Source organism: Vibrio ostreicida (assembly GCF_013074385.2).
Taxonomy (GTDB): Bacteria; Pseudomonadota; Gammaproteobacteria; order Enterobacterales; family Vibrionaceae; genus Vibrio; species Vibrio ostreicida.
This window is the reverse complement of record NZ_JABEYA020000020.1, coordinates 24059-46812: the sequence shown is the minus strand read 5'-3', so window position 1 is coordinate 46812 and position 22754 is coordinate 24059. Positions and strand designations below refer to the sequence as shown.

The following is a 22754-nucleotide window of genomic DNA, read 5'->3' as shown; positions in this document are numbered from 1 at the left end:
ATTATTGCTGAGAGGGTGAAGCGTTAGTCCAACTGAGGTCCTGCGGAAACCAATGCCTTTCCTTCTGCATTATCTGTGTATTTATCAAAATTATTAATAAATCTTTTCGCGAGATCCTTGGCTTGGCTTTCCCATTGCTCTGGTTCAGCATAAGTATCACGAGGGTCCAGAATGTTAGAATCAACATCGTGCAGCGCGGTAGGTACTTCGAGATTGAAAATTGGAATATGTTTCGTTTGCGCTTGCTCGATAGAACCATCTAGGATTGCGTCAATGATGGCACGTGTATCCTGAATGGAAATGCGTTTTCCACTGCCGTTCCAGCCAGTATTAACCAGATACGCTTCAGCGCCTGCGTCTTCCATACGTTTAACCAGAACTTCCGCGTATTTGGTCGGATGCAACGTTAGGAATGCCGCACCAAAACACGCTGAGAAAGTTGGCGTGGGTTCGGTAATACCGCGCTCTGTTCCAGCCAGTTTGGCGGTGAAGCCAGATAAGAAATGATACTTGGTTTGTTCCGGCGTCAACTTGGAAACGGGGGGAAGCACGCCAAAGGCATCAGCCGATAGGAAAATAACCTTGTTGGCGTGACCGCCTTTAGAAACAGGTTTAACAATGTTTTCAATGTGTTCTATCGGGTAAGAAACACGGGTGTTTTCTGTTTTTGAACCATCATCAAAGTCAATTGAGCCGTCATTGAGCACGGTGACATTCTCGAGCAAAGCATCTCGGCGAATGGCGTTGTAAATGTCGGGTTCAGCTTCTTTGGATAGTTTGATGGTTTTGGCGTAGCAGCCACCTTCAAAGTTGAATACACCGTCATCATCCCAACCATGCTCATCATCACCGATCAGCGCGCGTTTGGGGTCGGTAGATAAGGTTGTTTTTCCTGTACCGGACAAACCGAAGAAGATCGCGACATCCCCCTTTTCATCCATGTTGGCAGAGCAGTGCATCGAGGCAATACCTTGCAGCGGTAAGAAGTAGTTCATCATCGCGAACATGCCTTTCTTCATTTCGCCGCCATACCAGGTCCCGCCAATCAATTGCATACGCTCAGTTAGGTTGAATACAGTAAAGTTTTCTGAATTCAGGCCCTGTTCTTGCCAGTTTTGGTTGGTGCACTTAGCGCCATTCATCACAACAAAATCAGGCTCGAAGTTGGCAAGCTCCTCTTCACTTGGACGAATGAACATGTTTTTAACGAAATGCGCTTGCCATGCCACTTCAGTGATCACACGAATACTAAGACGTGAATTTGGGTTAGCACCGCAGTAACCATCCATAACAAAGAGTCGTTTACCTGAGAGTTGGTCAGTGACTTGTTGCTTAAGGTCACTCCACACTTCTTGATTGATAGGCTTGTTATCATTTTTAACGGCGTCGGAGGTCCACCACATGTGTTCTTCAGTCGTGGAATCTTTGACGATGTATTTATCTTTCGGTGAGCGCCCAGTAAAGATACCGGTATCGACAGAAATGGCACCAAGTTCCGTGATGATGCCTTTCTCATAACCGTCAAGATCAGCACGAGTTTCTTCGTTGAACAGTACGTCGTAACTTGGGTTGTGAACCACCTCTTTTACGTTGTGAATCCCATGTTTGGTAAGATCAATTGTTGCAGCCTTTGCATGTTCCATAACGGTCATAGGTGCTCCTTGTAGGAATATTTTGTAGGGGTTAATTATGTTGTCATTTTTATCTGCTCACCATGTTAGCAATGAGGCTCTTAGAAAACAGGGAGGTCGTTCATAAAACACCCCGACTAGACTGTGGAGCTAAGCGACGCATCACATCTTGGCGGGGCTAGTGTATCGTGCACGCAAAGGATTGCGCCACAAGAAAGTGATTATTATTTATCTAAAATTAAGAAGTTGCTAAATTACTTTGCAATCGGTTTTTTGCGTCGTGTAGATCACAAAAAACCCACTATTAGTGGGTTTTTTGAAGGGTAAATTACATGCTTTTTATGGGAAGAGAATTAATGCAGTGTATTATTGCCTGAATCTTGTTGGGATTGAGACAAAAGTTCGGTGACTTGCGCTTCATTGAATGTGTAATCGGTGCCGCAATAGTCGCAATGCAAAGAAATGGCGCCTAATTCAGACAGGATATCGTCAATTTCAGCTCGATCTATCGTGATAATGGCGGCGCCGCTGCGCTCACGAGAGCAACCACAATGAAACTCGACAGGTTGAGGGTCAAAGAGACGTACTTTTTCCTGGTTATAAAGACGATAAAGCAATTCATTGGCATCTAGGGTAAACAACTCTTCATCTTTTACGGTATTGGTCAGTTGTTCCAGATGTTCAAAGTCATCGGGTGAACCGGTTCCATCGGGCATCACTTGAATCAAAACGCCTGCTGCTTTTGGTTTTCCTTGGTGTTCTCCCGTGCGGATCCACAAGCGGGTTTTCAACTGTTCTGAATTTCCAAAGTAACCTTCAATAATCTCGGCAAGGTTGTCACCATCAAGCGCGACGATACCTTGATAACGTTCGCCTTTTTTCGGCTCGATTGTAATGACGAGATAGCCTTTACCCATCATGTCGTGAATGGTTGCGTTATCAGGAATTTCTCCTTCCCAGCGAGCGACGCCTCGAACTTTTTGGTCGTTGTCACCATTGATAATCGCTAACGAAACTGGCCCCTTACCTTGCAACTGCATTGTGATGGAACCTTCAAATTTAAGAGTTGCGGTAAGCAATGTGGTTGAAACCAGAAGATCCCCCATGAGCTTTTGTAAGGGCGCCGGATAATCTTTGCTCGAAATAATACGCTGATAAGTTTCATCCAGTTGCACCAACTCACCACGTACAGACAGGTCTTCAAAAAGGTAGCGGTTTAGAACATTGTTTGCCATGTAAGCATTTCCTCGTACGTTTGGTACTGATGCCCGTCATCCTAGTGCAGTATGACGAGTATTTACTGATGTTTAAATTTGATAATGTCGCGACGTTGTTTTTTATCAGGGCGACGATCTGGGCTTGGATTGTGTGCATGGAGCTTTTTTTGATCCGCATTTTCTTCGCGCTTTTTGAGACTTTCAACGGTTTCGACATAGAGAGTTTGCGCTTCGGGGGCGCCTCGGCGCTGATCGGAAATTCTTTCTATGATAACGGTCTTTTCTTCTTGACCTTGACGAAGAGAAACTAGAGCACCGAGTTCAACCGTTTTACTGGGCTTGCTACGCTGGCCATTATAGTGAACTTTTCCGCCATCGACCATGTTTCTGGCGATAGAGCGAGTTTTATAAAAACGTGCTGCCCAGAGCCATTTATCGAGTCTTACTGCTTCAGTTTGGGAACCCATTTTCAATACTAGCCTCTGACTAATGGTAAATCTTGTGCCAAATTATTGAACTAACAATGGTGATGGAGCGCGCATTTTTCAAGGTATTAAGGTAGAATTTGACGGTTTTAAATGTTAATTACCCTTTAACTATTTAGCCTGTTGCATATTTTGCTAGAATGCTGGGTTCAATGAAAAATGCGACTTTAAAGTGCCGTACTTTGCTTGGTAAAGATTATTTAGCATCGCGCTGCCAGTGGGTTGGCAAGAGGATTGTGAGTGAACATACTTGGTGTTATTCAACCGGACCGCTTTTTGAAAAATCAGGACCGAATAAGCTCTGTAACGATGATTGTTTTGATGGTCGCCACGGCTTGGGTTGCTGGGGCGTTGATTTGGAAACCCATGGAATCTACGTCAGTGATTGCGTGGCAGCCGTCTTCGACAAAGGGTTCGAGTTCCAAGCAATCGTCACTCAATACGACAGAATTGCAAAATAGTCATTTGTTTGGTCGTTATCAAGCACAGGCCCCCGCCGTAAAAAAACCGGTTGTTACGGAGGCGCCAAAAAGCCGCCTCAATGTGGTGCTAGTCGGCGTAGTAACGAGCAGTAACGCTGAGCAAAGTCTGGCGGTGATTGCCAGCCGCGGTCAGCAGGCAACTTACGGCGTTGGGGAAACACTTGAAGGCACCCGAGCGACCGTCGTTGACGTCTTGTACGATCGCATTATTGTTGATAATTCGGGCAGAAATGAAACCGTGATGCTTGAAGGGCTGGAGTACACCAAGAAACCTCAGATTCTACCAAAGAGTTCATCCGTTGGCGCTGAGGTGGCTAAGGATAAGCTGGAAGAAGTTAGAGCATTGCTGCGTAAAGATACAAAAAAAATATACAACTACGTCAGTATGGCTCAGGTAAAAAGAAACGGCGAGATCTTGGGTTACCGCCTGACTCCAGGCAAAGAGGGTGAATTTTTTGAATCCGTTGGCTTAAAGCCCGGTGATATTGCGACACAAATCAATGGCCTTGATCTCAGCAACCCAGCCTCCATGGCTGAAATTTTTAATAATATGTCTCAATTAACCGAGTTTAACTTGACGGTAGAAAGAGAAGGCCAGTCTTATGAAATCTATATTGGATTTTAACAATAATACAGAAATGCAGACGCGTGAATCATTTCGAGGAGTAGAGAGTGAACCATTGGCTTAAGAAAAGCACTTGGCTTTTAGCAGGGAGCTTGTTGACGTCACCTGCACTAGTAATAGCAAATGAATACAGCGCGAGCTTTAAAGGCACCGATATTCAAGAATTCATTAATATTGTTGGCCGTAATCTGGAAAAAACCATCATAGTCGACCCTTCCGTTCGTGGGAAAATCGACGTGCGCAGCTATGACATGCTGTCAGAAAAGCAGTACTACAGTTTCTTTTTAAACGTGCTCGAAGTCTATGGCTTTGCCGTGGTTGAAATGGACAATGGTGTCGTTAAAGTCATTAAAGCCAAAGACGCGAAAACATCGGCGATACCTGTCGTTGGTGATGGCACTGTTAAAGGTGATGCGGTCGTGACTCGAGTGGTTGCGGTACGCAATGTGTCCGTACGAGAGCTCTCCCCACTGCTGCGCCAGCTCAATGACAATGCTGGAGCGGGTAACGTGGTGCATTACGATCCCGCTAACATTATTCTTATTACCGGACGCGCCGCCGTTGTTAACCGTTTGGCCGATATCATTAAACGGGTTGATCAAGCTGGCGATAAAGAGATCGAAGTGGTCGAGCTTGATAATGCGTCTGCTGCTGAAATGGTTCGAATTGTCGAAGCGCTGAATAAAACGACCGATACAAAAAGCACACCAGCGTTTTTGAAACCCAAGTTAGTGGCGGATGATCGTACTAACTCAATCTTAATTTCTGGTGATCCTCGGGTTCGTGACCGTCTGCGTAAGCTCATTAAGCAATTGGATGTCGAGATGGCAACCAAGGGCAATAACCGCGTCGTTTATTTGAAGTATGCCAAGGCTGATGAGTTGGTCGATGTACTGAAAGGTGTGTCGGAAAATCTACAAGCTGAAAAATCCACGGGCAGCAAACAAGCCACAGGCGCCAAACGTGGTGAAGTTATGATTTCGGCCCACATTGGCACCAATGCTTTGGTCCTGACGGCTCCGCCCGATATTATGAATGCTCTTCAGGATGTGATTGCTCAGTTGGATATACGCCGTGCACAGGTCTTGATCGAAGCTCTGATTGTTGAAATGTCAGAAGGTGACGGCATCAACCTTGGTGTGCAATGGGGTTCTCTTGATACGGGAGCTGTGATTCAGTATGGCAATGCCGGGGCATCGATTGGTGGTGTTATGGTCGGACTAGAAGAGGCCAAAGGATCAACAGAGTCAAAACCTGTATACGATAGCAGTGGTAATATCACCAATTATTATGATGCCAAAACAGATGGTGATTATACCTCTTTGGCCTCCGCTTTGTCTGGCGTGAATGGGGCCGCTTTAAGTGTGGTTATGGGCGATTGGACGGCTTTAATCAGTGCGGTTTCCAGTGACACTAGTTCGAATATTTTGTCGTCTCCGAGTATCACCGTGATGGATAATGGCGAAGCGTCTTTTATCGTTGGTGAAGAAATTCCGGTAATCACGGGCTCTGCTGCTGGTTCGAATAACGATAACCCTTTCCAAACGGTTGATCGTAAGGAAGTCGGGATCAAGCTTAAAGTTGTGCCACAAATCAATGAAGGCAACTCGGTTCAGCTTCAGATAGAACAAGAAGTGTCGAGTGTGATTCCTGCGACCAGTAACGCCGCTGTCGATGTGAGTTTTGCTAAACGTCAATTGAACACCTCGGTAATGGTCGAAGATGGTCAGATGATTGTGCTTGGTGGTTTGATTGACGAGCGTGCACAAGAGAGCGAGTCCAAGGTGCCACTGCTAGGGGATATTCCATACCTCGGGCGTCTATTTAAATCCACCAGTACTCAAAAGCAGAAATCAAATCTGATGGTATTTATTAAGCCTACCATCATTCGTGATGGGGTGACGGCTGATGGCATCACACAGAGAAAATATAACTTTATTCGCGCTGAACAGCTTTATAAAGCGGATAAGGGTCTCAAGCTGATGGAAGATGTCCAAACGCCAGTCCTGCCAAAATTTGGTGAAGAGATTCGCCACCCAGCGGAGATTCAGGCCTTTTTAGATCAGATGGAAGCCAACTGATGGATGAACTTGTCACTTTCCGCCGGTTACCTTTTGGTTTTGCAAATCGGTTTCAACTCGTGCTTGAAACTGATGAGAAAGGGTTAGTACTTTACTATGTGTCCCCTTTGGCCTTTGAAGCCTTGATTGAGGTTAAACGAGTTGTCGGTGATCATTTTGAACTGTGTGAATTGTCTAAAGAGGCGTTTGATACCAAGCTGACAGAAGCATATCAGCGCGACTCTTCAGAAGCTCGTCAGTTGATGGAAGATCTCGGTGCGGACAATGATGACTTTTTCTCATTGGCCGAAGACTTACCTCAGGATGAAGATTTACTTGAATCCGATGACGATGCGCCCATTATCAAGCTGATCAATGCCATGCTAGGTGAAGCAATCAAAGAAGGGGCATCCGATATACATATTGAAACGTTTGAAAAAGCGCTTTCTATTCGTTTTCGTATTGATGGTGTGTTGCGTGATGTTCTGTCACCCAGCCGTAAATTAGCGCCCCTGCTGGTGTCTCGTGTCAAAGTCATGGCTAAGTTGGATATTGCCGAGAAACGGGTCCCACAGGATGGCCGAATATCTTTGCGCATTGGTGGTCGAGCGGTCGATGTGCGTGTGTCGACTATGCCATCATCTCATGGTGAGCGCGTGGTGATGCGCCTTCTGGATAAAAATGCAACGCGTCTTGATTTACACAGCCTCGGGATGACAGCAGACAACCATCAAACCTTCCGGGCAATGATTGCTCGTCCACATGGTATTATTTTGGTGACAGGCCCGACGGGTTCGGGTAAGTCGACAACCTTGTATGCGGGTTTGCAAGAACTGAACAGTAATGAGCGTAATATTTTGACGGTTGAAGACCCGATCGAATTTGATATTGACGGTATTGGTCAGACACAGGTCAATCCCAAAGTTGATATGACTTTTGCTCGAGGACTGAGAGCGATTCTCCGTCAAGACCCAGATGTGGTCATGGTGGGGGAAATTCGTGATCTGGAAACCGCTCAGATAGGGGTTCAAGCCTCATTAACGGGTCACCTCGTTATGTCTACGCTGCACACCAATACAGCGGTAGGGGCGATAACCCGTTTGCGTGATATGGGCATTGAGCCATTTTTGATCTCCTCTTCGTTACTTGGTGTTTTGGCTCAGCGCTTGGTGAGAACCTTGTGCTCTGATTGTAAGACGCCCTATGAGGCTGATTCAGAAACCAAAAAGCTGTTCAATCTAGACAAGAGCGACACATTAGTGCTCTATAAACCGCAGGGTTGTGAGCACTGTAATAACAAAGGTTACCGTGGCCGGACCGGAATTCATGAACTTTTGGTGGTGAATGAAAACGTGCAGGAGCAGATCCACAGTGAAGCTGGTGAGCAAGCGATCGATAAAGCGATTCGAAGTTATACGCCCAGCATTCGTGATGATGGTCTGAGCAAAGTTCGTAAGGGCATTACTTCTTTGGAAGAGGTGATGCGGGTCACTAAGGAAAGCTAATGGCGGCGTTCGAATATAAAGCCCTTAATAAAAAAGGTAAGACCCAGAAAGGGGTGATAGAAGGTGATAATGCCCGTCAGGTCAGAACGCGCCTGAAAGAACAGGGGCTTATGCCTGTTGAAGTAACAGAAACCCGCCAAAAAGCCAAAAAGCAGATAGATCAGTCGGGTGTGAGTTTTAAGCGCGGCATCAGTACGCCTGAGTTGGCGTTGATCACGCGACAATTAGCAACCTTGGTTCAATCGGGGATGCCGTTGGAAGAGTGTTTAAAAGCGGTCTCTGAACAATCAGAAAAACCTCGAATACGTACAATGCTTATGGCGGTGAGGTCAAAAGTCACCGAGGGTTATACCTTGTCCGACAGCCTCGCTGATTTCTCTCACATTTTTGATGATCTGTTTCGTTCAATGGTGGCGGCGGGCGAGAAATCTGGCCATTTAGACTCGGTCCTAGAGCGTTTAGCGGATTATGCGGAAAACCGTCAGAAAATGCGCTCTAAACTGATGCAGGCGATGATATACCCCATCGTACTGGTTGTTTTTGCCGTTGGTATTGTTGCATTTTTACTTGCTGCGGTGGTGCCTAAAATAGTTGGACAGTTTGTTCAAATGGGGCAGACATTACCTCAGTCGACTCAGTTTTTGTTGGCGTCTAGTGAGTTTATTCAGCATTGGGGTATCCATGTGCTGGTCGCGTTTACCGCAGCAGTCTACCTTGTCCGATTCGCGTTAAGTCAGCCGAATTTACGCTTGAAATGGGATAAGAAAATTGTCCATATGCCCATGTTAGGCAAAATATCGCGAGGTCTGAATACCTCTCGATTTGCTAGGACCTTATCGATTTGTACGTCAAGTGCGATACCGATCCTTGAAGGAATGAAGGTCGCGGTTGATGTGATGCCGAACCATTATGTCAAGCAGCAGGTGCTTGTCGCGACCGACAACGTTAGAGAAGGGGCGAGTCTTCGTAAATCGCTGGAGCAGACTAAGCTGTTTCCCCCTATGATGTTGCACATGATTGCGAGCGGTGAACAGAGTGGTCAGCTTGAAGGCATGCTCACACGGGCGGCGGACAACCAAGACTCAAGTTTTGAATCCACAGTGAATATTGCGCTAGGGGTTTTTACGCCTTTTCTTATTGCGTTGATGGCGGGATTAGTTTTATTTATCGTGATGGCGACGCTAATGCCAATTTTAGAAATGAACAACTTAATGAGTGGATAGTCATACTGAGGGTGATTTTACGTCTTAGTGGATTTTATTTTGGAGATACTAATGAAAAGAAACATGAACAAGCAGTCTGGCTTTACTCTTCTAGAAGTGATGGTTGTTGTTGTCATTTTAGGTATTTTGGCGAGCTTTGTTGTTCCTAATCTACTGGGCAATAAAGAAAAAGCGGATCAACAAAAAGCCATTACGGATATTGTTGCTCTGGAAAATGCGTTGGATATGTATAAGTTAGACAACAGCGTGTATCCGACAACGGATCAAGGGTTAGAAGCTTTGGTTAATAAGCCATCCAGTCCTGAGCCTCGCAACTATCGCGAAGGTGGTTATATCAAACGTCTTCCTACCGACCCGTGGGGTAACGACTATCAGTACCTAAGTCCCGGTGACAATGGCAATATTGATATCTTCACACTTGGCGCTGGTGGTCAGGAAGGTGGTGAAGGGATCAATGCTGATATTGGAAACTGGAATATCCAGGACTTTCAGTGAGACAAAGGCGGCGCTTTTCGCCGCCCTTTTTAATCATGCGTCGACGTTATTCGAATCCATCAGCTTCCGGCTTTACTTTACTGGAAATCTTACTGGTGCTGGTCCTGATGTCACTGGCTTCCGTGGCGGTCATTTCGACTTTGCCCACCAGCTCAAAAGATAATGCTGAAAAACAAGCCAAATCTCTTTTTCAACGAGTGTTACTACTCAATGAAGAAGCGATACTGAGTGGTCGTGATTTTGGGTTACGGGTTGATGAGAAAAAGTCGGCGTACTACCTGATGACGCTTGAAAGTGAAGGCTGGCAAAAATTAGATATTGAACAAATCCCTTATCAGACAGTACTTTCCGATGGTGTTGACATCAAGCTGGTACTGGGAGGTGGGGCCTGGGGAGACGATGATCGTCTTTTCAAGCCGAGCAGTCTATTTGATGAGGAGATGTTTGCCGATCAAGAAGACAAGAAAAAATTACGTCCACCGCAAGTATTTATTGTTTCAAGTGGCGAAGTGACCCCATTTTCAGTGTCGATTTCTCCGCAATCTGGCTCGCTGGATCAAGACGCATGGAAAGTTGTAGCAAAGGAAAGTGGCCAAGTAATCCTCTTGGCGCCGGGAGAGACTGATGATGAAAGCTAGTCGCGGTATGACATTGCTGGAAGTGTTGGTGGCCTTGGCTATTTTTGCTACTGCGGCAATTGCAACGATTCGTTCTGTGAGCCAGCACCTAAATACACTGAGCTATCTAGAAGAAAAAACGTTTGCTGCGATGGTGGCTGATAATCAGATGGCCAAAGTGATGCTATCTGGCGATAAATTGGGCAAAAAGAAAGGAAAAGATGAATTGGCCGGACGTGAATGGTTCTGGTTTGTGGAGCCAGTTGAAACCGCTGGGGATATATTGCAGGCGTTTGATGTAAAAGTGGCAACCAGCGCGAAAAGTGATCCCGTGGTCACGGTAAGAAGTTATGTGGCGAAATAAAACGATGACGACTCAACGAGGTTTCACGCTTATTGAAGTGCTTGTCGCGATCGCGATTTTTGCTAGCTTAAGCGTCGGCGCTTATCAAGTACTCAATCAAGTGCAACGTAGCAATGCGATCTCTTTGGAACGCAGTGAGAGGCTCAAGACGCTTCAGCGAACGCTGGTCTTTATGGACAGTGACTTTCGCCAAATAGCTTTGCGCCAAACTCGAACCAATGGTGAAAGTACTAATGGCCTTTTACTGCAATGGAAAGAGTATCTTCTTGATTCGGATGCTCATGGCATCATGTTTACTCGCTTGGGATGGTATAACCCACAGCAGCAGTTTCCTCGAGGCGAAATCAGTAAGGTCGGTTATCGAATAAAAGATGATGTGCTTGAGCGTGTCTGGTGGCGGTACGTTGATACACCCGCAGGCCAGCAGGGTATCGTTATGCCGCTGATTGACAACGTCGATACTTTTAAGGTCAAGTTTTTTGATGGTTCAGAGTGGAAAACAGAGTGGGATAAAAAGGCGGTGCTGCCTCAAGCGATCGAAGTGGCTCTCATGTTAAAGGACTACGGTAAAATTGAACGCATTTATCTGACGGCGCAAGGTGAAGTAAGCAGCACTAGCGCTCAGGGGAAAAAGGATGAGAGCTAAGCAATCTCAGCGTGGTGTTGCATTGATCGTCATTTTGTTATTATTGGCCGTTATGGTCAGTATGGCAGCCAGTATGGCAGATCGTTTGTTTAGCCAGTTTAAACGCGCGAGTAACCAGATTAACTATCAGCAAGCTTATTGGTACAGCTTGGGGGTGGAAGCGTTGGCGAAAAAAGGGATTGAGCAAAGCTATAAAGACAATGATGAAAGCATTAATTTGTCCCAACCTTGGGCGAAAGAACTGTCGGGTTTAACGTTAGACTACGGTACACTGAATGGCAAGATGTACGATGCGCAAGCTTGTTTCAACCTCAATGCCTTGGCGGAAGCTTCGCAAACAACCGGGTCCACACAACCTCCATTTTTGGTAGAAAAGTTTCAACATCTACTGGAAGAGTTAGAGGTCGATAATTATCAGTCCGAAATCATTGCACAGTCGGTCTGGGAATACGTCGATAGTAATGATTCCGTCAACGCCTCTTTAGGGGTGGAAGACAGCTATTATGAGTCACTATCGCCTGCTTACCTGAGTGCGAATACGTTGATGGCAGACAGCAGTGAACTTCGCGCGATTAATCAGGTGGGTGGGGACGTGATGGAAAAAGTGAAAGACTATGTCTGCGCCTTGCCGACCTCGGACTTTCGCTTAAACGTTAATACGCTTTCTGTAGAACATGCGGCTTTACTTACGGCGATGTTTTACCCGAACCTGAGTACGGCTCAAGCCAAGCAAGTTTTAGAAAATCGAGGACCCGATGGTTGGGCCTCTATCAATGACTTTTTCAGTCAATCTGCTCTGAGCGATATCAGCGCAGACATGCAGAAAAAAGTAAAAGGATACCTAACCGTAGACAGTGCTTATTTTGAGCTGGATGCTGAGGTATTAGTCGATAAATCCAGGGTGCGGATTCGCAGCCTGTTATTTAGTAATAATCGAGAAACTGCAACGGTTGTACGCCGTCGCTTTGGAGGGATCAGTGAACGAGTTTCTAATCGTTCGGCTGAGCAAAAGTAAAACAGCAGCGATTCAATGGCTGGTTTGGTCAGAAAACCAAAAGGAAGTGATCGCGAGTGGTGAACTGCAAGATCAGCAGGACTTAGCCGAACTCGCCACTTATGCTCAGGGACGTCAGGTGATGATTTTGGTGTCTGCTGCAAATTTGGTGCTCACGCGCCTTGAGATTCCAGCTGGAGCTCATCGTAAGCTTGATTCTATGTTGCCGTTCATGTTGGAAGATGACATCGCCCAAGACGTTGATCAACTGCATTTTACTGTGTTAGCCAAACAAAATGGTCAGGCCCATGTCTGTGGCATTGATTATAGCTGGCTAGAGTCGGTGTTATCGGAGCTAAAAGCACTAGGGTTTAACATTCGTAAGGTGATGCCTGACGCGTTAGCTTTGCCCAATGGTGAACAAGGCGGTCTGGCGGCCGTCGAACTGGATGGCCATTGGCTGGTAAAGAAAGACATTTACAATGCAGTGAGTATTGAGAAAGATTGGTTGCCTTTATTGGCTCAGTCCGATTGGGTTAAGCGAGACCAAGAATACCTTCCGTTGGAGGCCTTTTCACCCCTTCCTACGTTAGCCTTATCTGATGAGCAACATTGGCGTAATGCACCGCCGCAGTTAGTGATGCAGATGTTGGCTGAACAGGCCGTCAAAAGTAAAATTAATTTGTTGTCGGGTGATTTTAAACCCAAGTCATCCTTTGGACGTCATCTGAAGGTGTGGCGCAAAGTGGCGATTGCCGCGGGTGTTCTTCTCACGATACTCAACATCGATAGCTGGCTTGAGATACAAAGTGCTGAAGCTCAAGCACGAGCCTACCGTCAAGAAAGTGAGCGTATTTTCCGTCAGGTGACCAGCAAAAGTAGAATTCCTAACGTCAAGTACCTCAAGCAGCAAATGACGAACGAGGAAAATCGTTTAAAGGGAGGGGGAAGCCAAGAATCGGTGTTGGAATGGATGGTTAAAATGCCCCAAGTCATGGCACAGGTCCCGGGTCTCAAACTCACCAGCTTTAAGTATGATGGGGAAAGGGGAGAGGTTAGAGTGCAGGTACAGAGCGATGACTTTCCAATCTTCGCAAAAGCGAAAGAGTTATTGGCCACTCAGTTCAGCGTTGAGGAAGGACCATTAAGTCGGTCAGGTGCACTCGTCAATGGCACTTTTGTGCTTAAACAATTATGAGAGGCCAGCAATGAAACCACTTATTGCTTCATTTCAACGCTGGTGGCTTAAGGCAAGTCAGCGAGAACAACGTTTGTTGATTGCCTGTTCAGTGTTACTCGGAATGGGTTTGGTTTACTGGGGCTTGGTACAGCCATTCAGTCAGAGGGCTGAGATGGCAACGACTCGCCTGCAAGATGAACAGAAATTGCTGAACTGGGTTAAAGTTAAGGCCAACAATATCAGTGATTTGCGTTCTCAAGGTGGGGTGACATCGTCTAATTTGCCAATTAACCAAGCGATATCATCAAGCGCCTCTCGTTTTGGTGCTGAATTAGTCCGAGTTCAGCCAAGGGGAGAAGAGCTACAGGTCTGGATCAAGCCCATACCCTTTAACCGTTTTGTTGGGTGGATGACTTTCCTTAAAGAAAAACATGGCGTCTCAGTGACTTTTATGGACATTGACAAAGGTGATCAGGCGGGTACTGTTGAAATTAAACGTTTACAGTTTGTGAAAGGATAACGTGTTAGTGAAAAAAGTGATTCTGCTGAGCGTGGCATTGCTACTGGTTTTTTTGACGAGTGTGATTGCCCATCTTCCAGCTCAAGTTGCGCTGAATTATCTGCCCTTACCATCACAACTTACACTTAGTGATGTTTCTGGAACGCTATGGAAAGGTCAGGCCAAAAGAGTGGTTTGGCAAAATAATAAATTAGGCGATCTTCAATGGGATCTCGCCCTGTTTAAGTTACTGGCGGGGAAAGCAGAAGCACATGTCCGCTTTGGGCGAGGCAGTGAATTTGATGTAACCGTTCGTGGTTTTGTCGGCTATGGTTTTGCCGGTCCATATGCGGAAAACCTGATCGTTTCTGCACCAGCAGAGACATTGCTGAAGGTTGCCCCGTCTCTGCCCGTGCCTCTTACGCTGGCGGGGAAAGTTGACTTAAGTATCAAGTCGATGCTCTATGCGCCGCCATACTGTCAAACTGCGCAAGGGGATCTCGTGTGGGAGGCAGGTAAAATCCTTACCCCACTGGCAGATCTCAATGTTGGACGTGTAGTGCTTGAATTTAGTTGTCAGGATAGCAAGGTGGTCCTTAAGGGAGGGCAGAGCAGTCAGCACGTCAGCAGTGAAGCGGATATCACTTTGGAGCCTACCCATCGTTATCAAGCCTCTGCTTGGTTTAAACCCGAAGCTGATTTTCCAACGTCACTGACAGAGCAACTCAAATGGTTGCCTTCACCGAATGGTGAAGGGCAGTACCTCTTTAACTATCAGGGCCGCTTATAGTCATACAAGGGATTACATCATCGACTTTGGCTTCATGGTGGGGAAATTAATTTGAGCTTTCAGTCCGCCGTCACCGCGATTGTTGAGGCTGACTGACCCATTATGCTGGCTGGCGATTCGTTTTACGATTGCCAGCCCTAAGCCGGTGCCCTCACTGCCACGAGCGGTATCCCCGCGAGTAAAAGGTTCGAATAACTTATCCACCTGCTCTTTTACGATGCCTGGCCCATTATCTTCGACACATACCCAAACGAGTTGGTGATCTGCGGTTACCCCTGTGCTGATTTGAATCCAACCCCCACCGTAACGTATGGCGTTGACCACCAGATTTGTCAGCGCACGTTTAATGGCAATCGGATTTCCTTGAGCGAGCTTGATGGGGTGAACCAATTTAGTGTCAATCTTAATTTCATAACCACCTTCGGATGTTGCTATATCACTGGCGATATCATTCAGGTCGACATCAATAAACGACTCTCGGTTAAGTGGTTTGAGGTAGTCCATAAACTGACTAATAATGTCATTACATTCTTCGGTGTCGCTGATAATACCCTGTGCCAGATAGCTGTCCTGAGGAGACATCATTTCGGTTGCTAATCGGATTCGAGTCAAAGGTGTTCGTAAGTCGTGACTAATGCCAGCCATAAGCAGAGTGCGATCGTCTTCCAGTGCTTGAATGCCTTTTGACATTTGATTAAATGCTCGGGTGACGGAACGGATCTCTGTTGCGCCTTTTTCTGGCAATGGCGGAGGAATGTCCCCATTACCGACACCTTTGGCGGCTTTTTCCAACGCGATCAATGGACGGTTTTGCAGCCGGATAAACAACCACCCTCCAGCAATGATAAGGCATGCTACAACCAAGCTGTTTCTAAACAGTGGCGCAAAGTCTTCTTCTTGGAGTTCGGACAGAGGAATACGTAGCAGCGAACCGGGGAGAGCATTTATTTGCATCCAAAGCACATAGCTGTCCTCTCCGAGTATCATACGTACCTCGGTGGGCGAGCCAAGCTCTTTGCTCATTTCGTCACTCATTAAATCGATGCGGACGGCATGATAATATTCATCTGAAATAGGACTGTCGTCGGTGTGTATGGTGACCCCTAGTTGTTCCAACACTCGGCGACGCAGCGGTGCATCCATTTGCAGTCCGCTTTCCATGGTGGCAGAATCATCCAACATTAAATTGATTTCATGGCTGAGTATTTTGTTGAACTGTTGCAGGCTGGGCATGAGGGCATAGTTAAAAACGGCGTAATAAGAGTAAACCTGACTCGCAACCAGTAATGTGATGAAGATCAGTATGGATTGAGTAAATGAACTACGAATACGCATATGAGCGACCTTGGTAGGGAATGAAATAACGAGTGCGAGAGCGCCTCTCGCACTGTAACACCGATGATAGGTTACGCCTCTTTTCCATCAGGGACAAATACGTAACCGAGTCCCCAAACCGTCTGAATATAGCGAGGTTTCGTCGGGTCGACTTCAAGCATACGACGCAGGCGAGAAATTTGAACGTCGATAGAGCGTTCCATTGCAGAATATTCGCGACCGCGAGCCATGTTCATCAGTTTATCACGTGACATAGGTTCACGTGCGTTAGTCACCAGCGCTTTTAGAACGGCAAATTCACCGGAAGTCAAAGGCATGGCTTGATCGCCACGAAACATCTCACGAGTCCCGAGGTTAAGGTTAAACTCGCCGAACTCTACCACAAGCTCTTCGGCACTAGGCGCGCCAGGTAACTCATTGGTTTGGCGGCGTAAAACGGCCTTTATTCGAGCCAAAAGTTCACGTGGGTTAAAAGGTTTTGGTAAGTAATCATCAGCACCGACTTCGAGCCCAACAATACGGTCTACTTCGTCACCTTTCGCGGTTAACATTAAGATCGGTAAGGTGTTATTGGCATTGCGCAGTCTTCGGCAAACAGACAAGCCATCTTCACCAGGTAACATGAGATCAAGGACCATCAAATGGAAATTTTCACGCGTCAATAGGCGGTCCATTTGTTCACTATTGGCGACACTGCGCACCTGAAATCCCTGCTCAGACAAGTAACGTTCGAGTAAGGAACGCAGGCGTGCATCGTCATCAACGACTAGGATCTTGTGATTTTCTTGCATGTAATGATTCTACCTATTCAATAAGCCTATGCTTTGATAGAGCGATAGTGTGCGGTTATTCCTTTCGTTGAATGTAACACTATTGTGATTTTAGTAACGTAGAGAATTGTTAACGATTATTACCTTTTATCGTTTCAGTGTAAGCGTATTTAATCAGTTGTCGCTATGGGTAGGTATTCTATTGAATTAATAAACCATTCCCTGTCACCCTCCGGTGTCGTCACAACAAATTCATCATCGACTTCTTTCTTAAGTAAAGCGCGTGCCATCGGGGAGTCAATAGAGATGTAATTTTTGGCATCGCCATAGATCTCCTCTGGGCCGACGAGGCGAAGTTTTTTGACCTCTCCCGCTTCGTTTTCAATCTCTACCCAAGCGCCAAAGAAAACCTTGCCTTCTTGCTGGGGGGAATAGTCGACAATCGTCACTTCCGGTAAAAACTTTCTCAGGAAGCGAACGCGGCGATCTATTTGGCGCAGTAAGCGCTTATTGAACGTGTAGTCGGCATTTTCTGAGCGATCGCCCAAGCCTGCGGCCCACGTCACTATTTTGGTGATCTCGGGACGTTTTTCATGCCAAAGATAATCATGTTCGGCTTTAAGTTTATTATAGCCTTCACGGGTAATCAGCTTGGTTTTCAAATGTTGCTCTCTCCTAGTCGGCATATCGCTGACCACAACTATACTGCGAATATTTTAAAGCGCCAAATAGGTTGTGGCTTCTTTGTCGCCTGCGGAGAGCGTTATTGTTCTGAGTCGGGTTTACTGGTCAGAATATAACGCGCATCACTGCTGACGAGTGCGCCGTATTGCAAAAAATTCTTACCTAGAATCATGCTGTAGTGAAAGCGACCCCTGTCTTGTAAGTTGACCTTAATGGTTCTTTCGAGATGGTTTAAACGCACGCGCATAAGGACAACAGGGCGTTGATTGGCCTGCTCACCTGCTTTTGCTTTGATGTTCATGACATCAACGACCTCGCGGGTAAATTCTTTTGTCAGGCCGGCATCATTGGCATAGGTGAAGGTGACCATGTCTTTACCTTCTTTCTGAAATCGTTTGATGTTCTGAGCGTTTATCGAGCTGACATCGGCACCGGTATCAAGTTTGACCGGAAAACGAAGCCCTTCGACATCGGCAACTTCAATGTAACCCGCTTTAAATAGTGGAACTGGTGAGAGCAAATTTTTTGTGCGGGTGTTGAGAAACACGCCATTTTTTTCCATGTTATGACCAAGAAGAAAAAATGGGTGAGGGTTATGTTCATCAAGCTTATCCAAGGCAAATTCAATGGTGTGTTGTTGACCATTAAACTGGAATTGACCCTCGACAACAGGACGAGAAGCATCACCGACCCGTAAGGTACGTAAGACAGGTTTGGTCAAACTTTGAGTTTTTCCATGGGGGTCTTTGAGTGCGAAGGTGACAGACTTCTGGCCATTTTTCTTACTGATGTCAAATCCAGAGACTCTTAATAACGGGGTGTCGACGGTAAATGTGGGTTTGGCAGGCACAGAAAATTTGTCGTCAAGTTTGAGGGTCTCATTCGGTGAAACGACGAAGGGAGCATCCCCTAAACCACTCTGGTCGTTGTTGAGATATTTGAACTGATGCTGCTTGCCAGTATTCACAATAAAATACTCACTGATCATATCGAGACCAAGACGAATTTTGCTCTGCTTATCCCCCCTATCAATCAGATAAACCAGCCATGGTTGAGTTTGTTGAGCATTGATAGTGACAGGTAAATACACCATGGGACGCGGGCCCTGACTCGTATTCAAAAAGCGTATTATGGGTAAGGTCATGGTCTTGCGCTCACCATGGTTACTTTCCAGTTTAAAGGTCACCTGTTTACGTTTCTTATTGATGTCAATGTCGATAGCATGCGCGTTGGAAAAGCGGCTGGAGGTCGTTAGGCTGACAGGGTAGGACATGCCGTGGATCTGTATTGTCTCTTTGGTGCCGATTCGTTGAGCGCGAGGCTGCTCTTGCAGATAGTCATACCCTGCCATGACCCAAGCATTGTCTTTGAGAAAGGTTTTTCCAATCAGTATCGGTGCGGAAAACTGGCTTCTGTCAGTCAGGTTGACCATGGTCTCAACGGTTCGGTTTCCTATGGTCAGCGGAAGCCTTATTGCAGGGCGAAGGATCGGTTTTTTGCTGCTTCGACTCCGAACAATACTAATGCGTTCAAGTGGGACCTTGATTCTGATTTCTTTACCAGTATAAGGGTGGTGAATCGTATAGCTTACGGTGACGAGATAAGAAAGGTAGGTGTCGGTTGTACGTTCGCGTTTGTTGGCACGCCGATCATTAACGATGGCCCATAGCAAATCATCACCGTTGAGGTGTTTGAAGTTCGGGTGGCGACTCGATAGGACGATATTTTCTGCATGAATTGAGGTGGTGTCGGCACCAGTATCTATCTTTCCCGTAAAAGGGATGTTTTCCAACTCAGGTATGCCGTCATAGTAGACTTTTTCAATACGGCCCAGAACCAGCTTCTTATCTACCTGATAAACGGGGTTGGTTGTCGTTGCTGATAGGGTTTCAGACCCGCTCAGCGGTGTGAAAATCAAGGCGCTGCTCAGTATCATCGTCAAAACAGTGTTATTCATATGATGGTTTTCCTGGATAATCCCAAAGGTTGATGGTGCCTTTTAAAAGGGTAACGAAATTCAGCGTCTTTGCGTGACAAACTGCATGACAGTTTTGACACAAAGGGGTTGGGTGTCTATCAACGCTGCGTCATTTTTTGTTCAAAGGTTGAAGACATTGCAAATTTGCCTTCATGTCCCCATATCTAAACCTATATATCTGATCACATACAAAGAATAGAGAATCCACGGATGAGCCAAGCTATCTGTCAAATGATCGCTCACGAACTGAATGTTCGGTCTGAGCAAGTTACTGCTGCTGTTAATCTTATCGATGATGGTAATACTGTCCCTTTTATTGCTCGTTATCGGAAAGAAGTCACCGGAGGGTTGGATGATACCCAGTTGCGGAACTTGGACAGTCGGTTGTCTTATCTTCGTGAACTCGATGATCGTCGCCAGACGATTTTAAAATCCATTGATGAACAGGGCAAAATGACGCCAGATTTGGAAGCCGCTATTCATCAAGCCGACAGCAAAACGCGTCTTGAGGATTTGTATTTACCCTATAAACCTAAGCGCCGTACCAAGGGCCAAATTGCCATAGAAGCAGGGTTGGAGCCTCTGGCTGACACATTGTGGACACGACCGCACACTTTGCCTGAGGATGAGGCGAAGAAATATGTCGATTCTGAGCAAGGCATTACCGAGGTTAAAATGGCGCTTGATGGTGCGCGAGCGATCATTATGGAGCGGATCGCGGAAGATGCCAATTTATTAGAAAAAATCCGTTCTTATCTTCATCGTCATGCGGAGTTGGTTTCTCGGGTGGTTGCCGGAAAAGAGCGTGAGGGAGAAAAGTTTAAAGACTACTTTGAACACAATGAGATGCTGAGTAAAGTGCCGTCACACCGTGCACTGGCAATGCTGCGAGGTCGCAATGAAGGGTTTTTGACTCTGGCGATGAACGCCGATCCTACGAGGGAACAAAATGTCCGTCAGTCACATTGTGAAACGATGATTGCTGACCATTATGGCATTTCTGTCAGTGAGGCGCCTGCAGATCGCTGGCGCACCCAAGCGATCAGTTGGGCTTGGCGAATCAAAGTCTCCATGCATATGGAAACGGAGCTGATGGGGGCCATGAAAGAGCGTGCAGAGATTGAAGCAATAGATGTGTTTGCGACCAATCTTAAAGATTTGCTGATGGCGGCGCCAGCGGGTCCAAGAGCCACATTAGGTTTGGATCCAGGCTTAAGAACAGGGTCAAAAATTGCGGTGGTTGATTCAACGGGTAAAGTGCTTGCCACTGACACTATTTATCCTCACCCCCCTCAGAAACAATATGACAAGGCAGCTCAGGTCGTCACTGGTCTCATCAAACGGTTTAATGTTGATCTTATTGCCATTGGCAACGGGACGGCATCGCGAGAAACAGACAGCTTTGTTGCAGATTTGATTCAGAGCAATGATCTCAAAGCGCAGAAAATCATGGTCAGTGAGGCGGGCGCATCGGTGTATTCGGCTTCTGAACTGGCGGCAAAAGAGTTTCCCAATCTTGATGTTTCATTACGGGGTGCTGTGTCCATTGCTCGGCGCTTACAAGACCCATTGGCCGAGTTGGTTAAAATTGATCCTCAATCTATCGGTGTGGGCCAGTACCAGCACGATGTGGGTCAGTCGATGCTGGCAAAACGCCTTGATGCCGTCGTCGAAGATTGTGTGAATGCGGTGGGGGTCGATGTGAATACAGCTTCGCCGGCGTTGCTGACTCGAGTCGCTGGGTTATCGGTGACCATTGCCCAGAATATTGTCGACTACCGAGATGAATACGGCCGCTTTGAATCACGTACGACTTTGAAGAAAGTGGCGCGACTTGGGCCAAAAGCGTATGAGCAGTGTGCTGGTTTTTTGCGTATCATGGGGGGTAAAAACCCACTGGATGCCTCCTCTGTTCACCCAGAGGCCTATCCCGTCGTTAAAATGATTGCGGAAAAGAACAACAAGAAAATTCATGCTTTGATTGGGGATACTACCTTCCTTAACGGATTGCATGCCATTGATTATACTGATGATAATTTTGGTGTACCAACCATCAGCGACATTATCAAAGAGCTGGATAAACCAGGGCGTGACCCACGACCTGAATTTAAAACAGCGACCTTTGCCGATGGGGTTAACAAGGTCTCAGATTTAGAACCGGGTATGGTGCTAGAAGGCGTGGTATCGAATGTTGCGAACTTTGGGGCGTTCGTTGACATTGGCGTACATCAGGACGGTTTGGTGCATATTTCCGCGTTGACAGATCGATTTGTCTCAGACCCTCGCGATGTTGTGAAAGCGGGGGATATTGTGAAAGTAAAAGTGATGGAAGTGGATGAACAGCGCAAACGCATCGGTCTATCGATGCGGATGACGGATGAACCCGGTCAGGACAACCGTGCGCAGCGTTCCACTAATACAAAGAATCAAGCACGCCCTGATTCAGGCAAAAAAACCGCGCCTCGACAACGAAATGAATCGTCTAATAGTGCCATGGGCGGTGCGTTTGCGGCGGCTTTCGCCAAGGCAAAGAAATAGCGATAAAACACCAATAAAAAATCCCCGCTAATTCAGCGGGGATTTTTTATTATTACATCAGAGCATTTAAGTACTAAAGTACCGCAATCACATCTGACGGGGTGTGAGGGGCAATCGCATGACCATAATGGAACTTAATCACGGTTCTGCGTTTGGCCATTTTACCTTCTGTTATCGCCGCATCAATTATGTGTGCTGGTAACCGAAAACGCATGGCGTAACCTTTGCCCTGATCCTGACTGTAGCTTTCCAGAGCAATCAACTGGAAAATCCTGTTAAGGGTATCTTGAGGATCTTCCAAATAATTGGCATCGACGTCTTCGACTTGCTCACCGGTTTCATAGCTTGGGTGCTCTGCCGGATCCCATGACGATTGCCTGCGCCTCTTATCGTCGGCTTTCACTTTACGTTCAGCGTTACTTTTGGCTAAAGCGACAGTGGGAGTCACCGGCTCGCGGACTTTGTTGTCTCTGGCGGCTTGCTCCGTTTGCACATTAACCGATGGGGCGATCAGCGGCACACTCACGTTCGTAGGTGAGACGAGCATCGCTTAACCTCCTTACGCCCAGCCAAGGTCTGCAACGTAAACGCATCCTCCTGACTTGATTATATATCGACCTCTTGGATCAAAATTTT

At 46.5% G+C, this 22754-nt stretch carries 21 protein-coding genes; 13 read left to right on the top strand and 8 right to left on the bottom strand.

All coding sequences use genetic code 11. The annotated features are described in order from the left end of the window. Nucleotides 1–23 precede the first annotated feature (23 nt). The 3 genes from pckA to hslR all read right to left on the bottom strand — a co-directional run bounded on the left by pckA (nucleotide 24) and on the right by hslR (nucleotide 3315). On the bottom strand, nucleotides 24–1652 hold the full coding sequence (pckA, locus tag HLM86_RS18440; protein WP_170883678.1) for a phosphoenolpyruvate carboxykinase (ATP): 1629 nt from the start codon (nucleotides 1650–1652) through the stop codon (nucleotides 24–26). A 332-nt stretch (nucleotides 1653–1984) separates the two neighbouring features. Then, complete coding sequence (gene hslO, locus HLM86_RS18435) at nucleotides 1985–2866, bottom strand: Hsp33 family molecular chaperone HslO (RefSeq protein WP_076589091.1); 882 nt, start codon at nucleotides 2864–2866, stop codon at nucleotides 1985–1987. A 62-nt stretch (nucleotides 2867–2928) separates the two neighbouring features. After that, nucleotides 2929–3315 carry a ribosome-associated heat shock protein Hsp15 gene (gene hslR / locus HLM86_RS18430; protein WP_076589090.1) on the bottom strand — a complete coding sequence of 129 codons (387 nt, stop codon included), beginning with the start codon at nucleotides 3313–3315 and terminating at the stop codon, nucleotides 2929–2931. Nucleotides 3316–3573: 258 nt separating this feature from the next. On the opposite strand from hslR, the gene gspC reads away from it, so the two are divergent. Genes gspC through HLM86_RS18370 form a run of 12 tightly spaced genes read left to right on the top strand, consistent with a single transcriptional unit; the run spans nucleotide 3574 to nucleotide 14813 of the window. Beyond that, the gene (gene gspC / locus HLM86_RS18425) at nucleotides 3574–4440 is read left to right on the top strand and encodes a type II secretion system protein GspC (RefSeq protein WP_076589089.1); all 867 of its coding nucleotides are present in this window, start codon (nucleotides 3574–3576) and stop codon (nucleotides 4438–4440) included. Nucleotides 4441–4487: 47 nt separating this feature from the next. Beyond that, the gene (gene gspD, locus HLM86_RS18420; protein WP_076589088.1) at nucleotides 4488–6521 is read left to right on the top strand and encodes a type II secretion system secretin GspD; all 2034 of its coding nucleotides are present in this window, start codon (nucleotides 4488–4490) and stop codon (nucleotides 6519–6521) included. Beyond that, nucleotides 6521–8005, top strand: coding sequence for a type II secretion system ATPase GspE (gene gspE / locus HLM86_RS18415; RefSeq protein ID WP_076589087.1), 1485 nt, complete (start codon nucleotides 6521–6523; stop codon nucleotides 8003–8005). The genes gspD and gspE overlap by 1 nt, the downstream gene beginning before the upstream one ends. After that, nucleotides 8005–9228, top strand: a complete 1224-nt coding sequence (gene gspF / locus HLM86_RS18410; RefSeq protein WP_170883679.1) for a type II secretion system inner membrane protein GspF — start codon at nucleotides 8005–8007, stop codon at nucleotides 9226–9228. Before gspE ends, gspF begins: the two co-directional genes overlap by 1 nt. A gap of 51 nt (nucleotides 9229–9279) precedes the next feature. Further along, the gene (gene gspG / locus HLM86_RS18405) at nucleotides 9280–9723 is read left to right on the top strand and encodes a type II secretion system major pseudopilin GspG (protein WP_076589085.1); all 444 of its coding nucleotides are present in this window, start codon (nucleotides 9280–9282) and stop codon (nucleotides 9721–9723) included. 35 nt (nucleotides 9724–9758) lie between these two features. After that, a complete protein-coding gene (locus HLM86_RS18400; protein ID WP_076589084.1) occupies nucleotides 9759–10361 on the top strand; it encodes a prepilin-type N-terminal cleavage/methylation domain-containing protein in 603 nt (200 codons plus the stop codon). Beyond that, nucleotides 10348–10704, top strand: coding sequence for a type II secretion system minor pseudopilin GspI (gene gspI, locus HLM86_RS18395; protein WP_076589083.1), 357 nt, complete (start codon nucleotides 10348–10350; stop codon nucleotides 10702–10704). The genes HLM86_RS18400 and gspI overlap by 14 nt, the downstream gene beginning before the upstream one ends. Beyond that, nucleotides 10691–11350, top strand: a complete 660-nt coding sequence (gene gspJ / locus HLM86_RS18390) for a type II secretion system minor pseudopilin GspJ (protein ID WP_076589082.1) — start codon at nucleotides 10691–10693, stop codon at nucleotides 11348–11350. Before gspI ends, gspJ begins: the two co-directional genes overlap by 14 nt. After that, nucleotides 11340–12365 carry a type II secretion system minor pseudopilin GspK gene (gene gspK / locus HLM86_RS18385; RefSeq protein ID WP_076589081.1) on the top strand — a complete coding sequence of 342 codons (1026 nt, stop codon included), beginning with the start codon at nucleotides 11340–11342 and terminating at the stop codon, nucleotides 12363–12365. Before gspJ ends, gspK begins: the two co-directional genes overlap by 11 nt. After that, nucleotides 12328–13542 (top strand): type II secretion system protein GspL, encoded by a 1215-nt coding sequence (gene gspL / locus HLM86_RS18380; RefSeq protein WP_170883680.1) that lies wholly within the window; start codon nucleotides 12328–12330, stop codon nucleotides 13540–13542. Before gspK ends, gspL begins: the two co-directional genes overlap by 38 nt. Nucleotides 13543–13552: 10 nt before the next feature. Beyond that, nucleotides 13553–14044 (top strand): type II secretion system protein M, encoded by a 492-nt coding sequence (locus tag HLM86_RS18375; protein ID WP_076589079.1) that lies wholly within the window; start codon nucleotides 13553–13555, stop codon nucleotides 14042–14044. A 7-nt stretch (nucleotides 14045–14051) separates the two neighbouring features. Further along, nucleotides 14052–14813, top strand: coding sequence for a type II secretion system protein N (locus tag HLM86_RS18370; protein ID WP_170883681.1), 762 nt, complete (start codon nucleotides 14052–14054; stop codon nucleotides 14811–14813). A 12-nt stretch (nucleotides 14814–14825) separates the two neighbouring features. On the opposite strand, the gene envZ is transcribed toward HLM86_RS18370, so the two are convergent. The 4 genes from envZ to HLM86_RS18350 all read right to left on the bottom strand — a co-directional run bounded on the left by envZ (nucleotide 14826) and on the right by HLM86_RS18350 (nucleotide 19559). Further along, nucleotides 14826–16148: a two-component system sensor histidine kinase EnvZ gene (envZ, locus tag HLM86_RS18365; protein WP_076589078.1), complete on the bottom strand. Its 1323-nt coding sequence runs from the start codon at nucleotides 16146–16148 to the stop codon at nucleotides 14826–14828. Between the two features lie 71 nt (nucleotides 16149–16219). Next, complete coding sequence (gene ompR, locus HLM86_RS18360) at nucleotides 16220–16939, bottom strand: osmolarity response regulator transcription factor OmpR (protein WP_076589077.1); 720 nt, start codon at nucleotides 16937–16939, stop codon at nucleotides 16220–16222. A gap of 149 nt (nucleotides 16940–17088) precedes the next feature. Continuing rightward, nucleotides 17089–17580 carry a transcription elongation factor GreB gene (greB, locus tag HLM86_RS18355; RefSeq protein ID WP_217702231.1) on the bottom strand — a complete coding sequence of 164 codons (492 nt, stop codon included), beginning with the start codon at nucleotides 17578–17580 and terminating at the stop codon, nucleotides 17089–17091. Nucleotides 17581–17681: 101 nt separating this feature from the next. Then, nucleotides 17682–19559, bottom strand: a complete 1878-nt coding sequence (locus tag HLM86_RS18350; RefSeq protein WP_170883683.1) for a putative ATP-dependent zinc protease — start codon at nucleotides 19557–19559, stop codon at nucleotides 17682–17684. A 231-nt stretch (nucleotides 19560–19790) separates the two neighbouring features. Here HLM86_RS18350 and HLM86_RS18345 point away from each other — a divergent pair, with 231 nt between their 5' ends. Continuing rightward, nucleotides 19791–22118, top strand: coding sequence for a Tex family protein (locus HLM86_RS18345; RefSeq protein ID WP_076589074.1), 2328 nt, complete (start codon nucleotides 19791–19793; stop codon nucleotides 22116–22118). A gap of 73 nt (nucleotides 22119–22191) precedes the next feature. Here the strand turns inward: HLM86_RS18345 and HLM86_RS18340 are convergent, their stop codons facing one another. Then, nucleotides 22192–22665 carry an ATP-dependent Lon protease gene (locus HLM86_RS18340; protein ID WP_076589073.1) on the bottom strand — a complete coding sequence of 158 codons (474 nt, stop codon included), beginning with the start codon at nucleotides 22663–22665 and terminating at the stop codon, nucleotides 22192–22194. Between the last annotated feature and the right edge of the window lie 89 nt (nucleotides 22666–22754).

Coding starts and splice junctions, on each gene's coding strand:
- gspG (WP_076589085.1), top strand. CDS start 9,280: ATGAAAAGAAACATGAACAAGCAGTCTGGCTTTACTCTTCTAGAAGTG.
- ompR (WP_076589077.1), bottom strand. CDS start 16,939: ATGCAAGAAAATCACAAGATCCTAGTCGTTGATGACGATGCACGCCTG.
- HLM86_RS18400 (WP_076589084.1), top strand. CDS start 9,759: ATGCGTCGACGTTATTCGAATCCATCAGCTTCCGGCTTTACTTTACTG.
- envZ (WP_076589078.1), bottom strand. CDS start 16,148: ATGCGTATTCGTAGTTCATTTACTCAATCCATACTGATCTTCATCACA.
- HLM86_RS18340 (WP_076589073.1), bottom strand. CDS start 22,665: ATGCTCGTCTCACCTACGAACGTGAGTGTGCCGCTGATCGCCCCATCG.
- HLM86_RS18345 (WP_076589074.1), top strand. CDS start 19,791: ATGAGCCAAGCTATCTGTCAAATGATCGCTCACGAACTGAATGTTCGG.
- gspJ (WP_076589082.1), top strand. CDS start 10,691: ATGTGGCGAAATAAAACGATGACGACTCAACGAGGTTTCACGCTTATT.
- gspF (WP_170883679.1), top strand. CDS start 8,005: ATGGCGGCGTTCGAATATAAAGCCCTTAATAAAAAAGGTAAGACCCAG.
- gspI (WP_076589083.1), top strand. CDS start 10,348: ATGATGAAAGCTAGTCGCGGTATGACATTGCTGGAAGTGTTGGTGGCC.
- pckA (WP_170883678.1), bottom strand. CDS start 1,652: ATGACCGTTATGGAACATGCAAAGGCTGCAACAATTGATCTTACCAAA.
- HLM86_RS18350 (WP_170883683.1), bottom strand. CDS start 19,559: ATGAATAACACTGTTTTGACGATGATACTGAGCAGCGCCTTGATTTTC.
- HLM86_RS18375 (WP_076589079.1), top strand. CDS start 13,553: ATGAAACCACTTATTGCTTCATTTCAACGCTGGTGGCTTAAGGCAAGT.
- gspE (WP_076589087.1), top strand. CDS start 6,521: ATGGATGAACTTGTCACTTTCCGCCGGTTACCTTTTGGTTTTGCAAAT.
- hslO (WP_076589091.1), bottom strand. CDS start 2,866: ATGGCAAACAATGTTCTAAACCGCTACCTTTTTGAAGACCTGTCTGTA.
- gspK (WP_076589081.1), top strand. CDS start 11,340: ATGAGAGCTAAGCAATCTCAGCGTGGTGTTGCATTGATCGTCATTTTG.
- hslR (WP_076589090.1), bottom strand. CDS start 3,315: ATGGGTTCCCAAACTGAAGCAGTAAGACTCGATAAATGGCTCTGGGCA.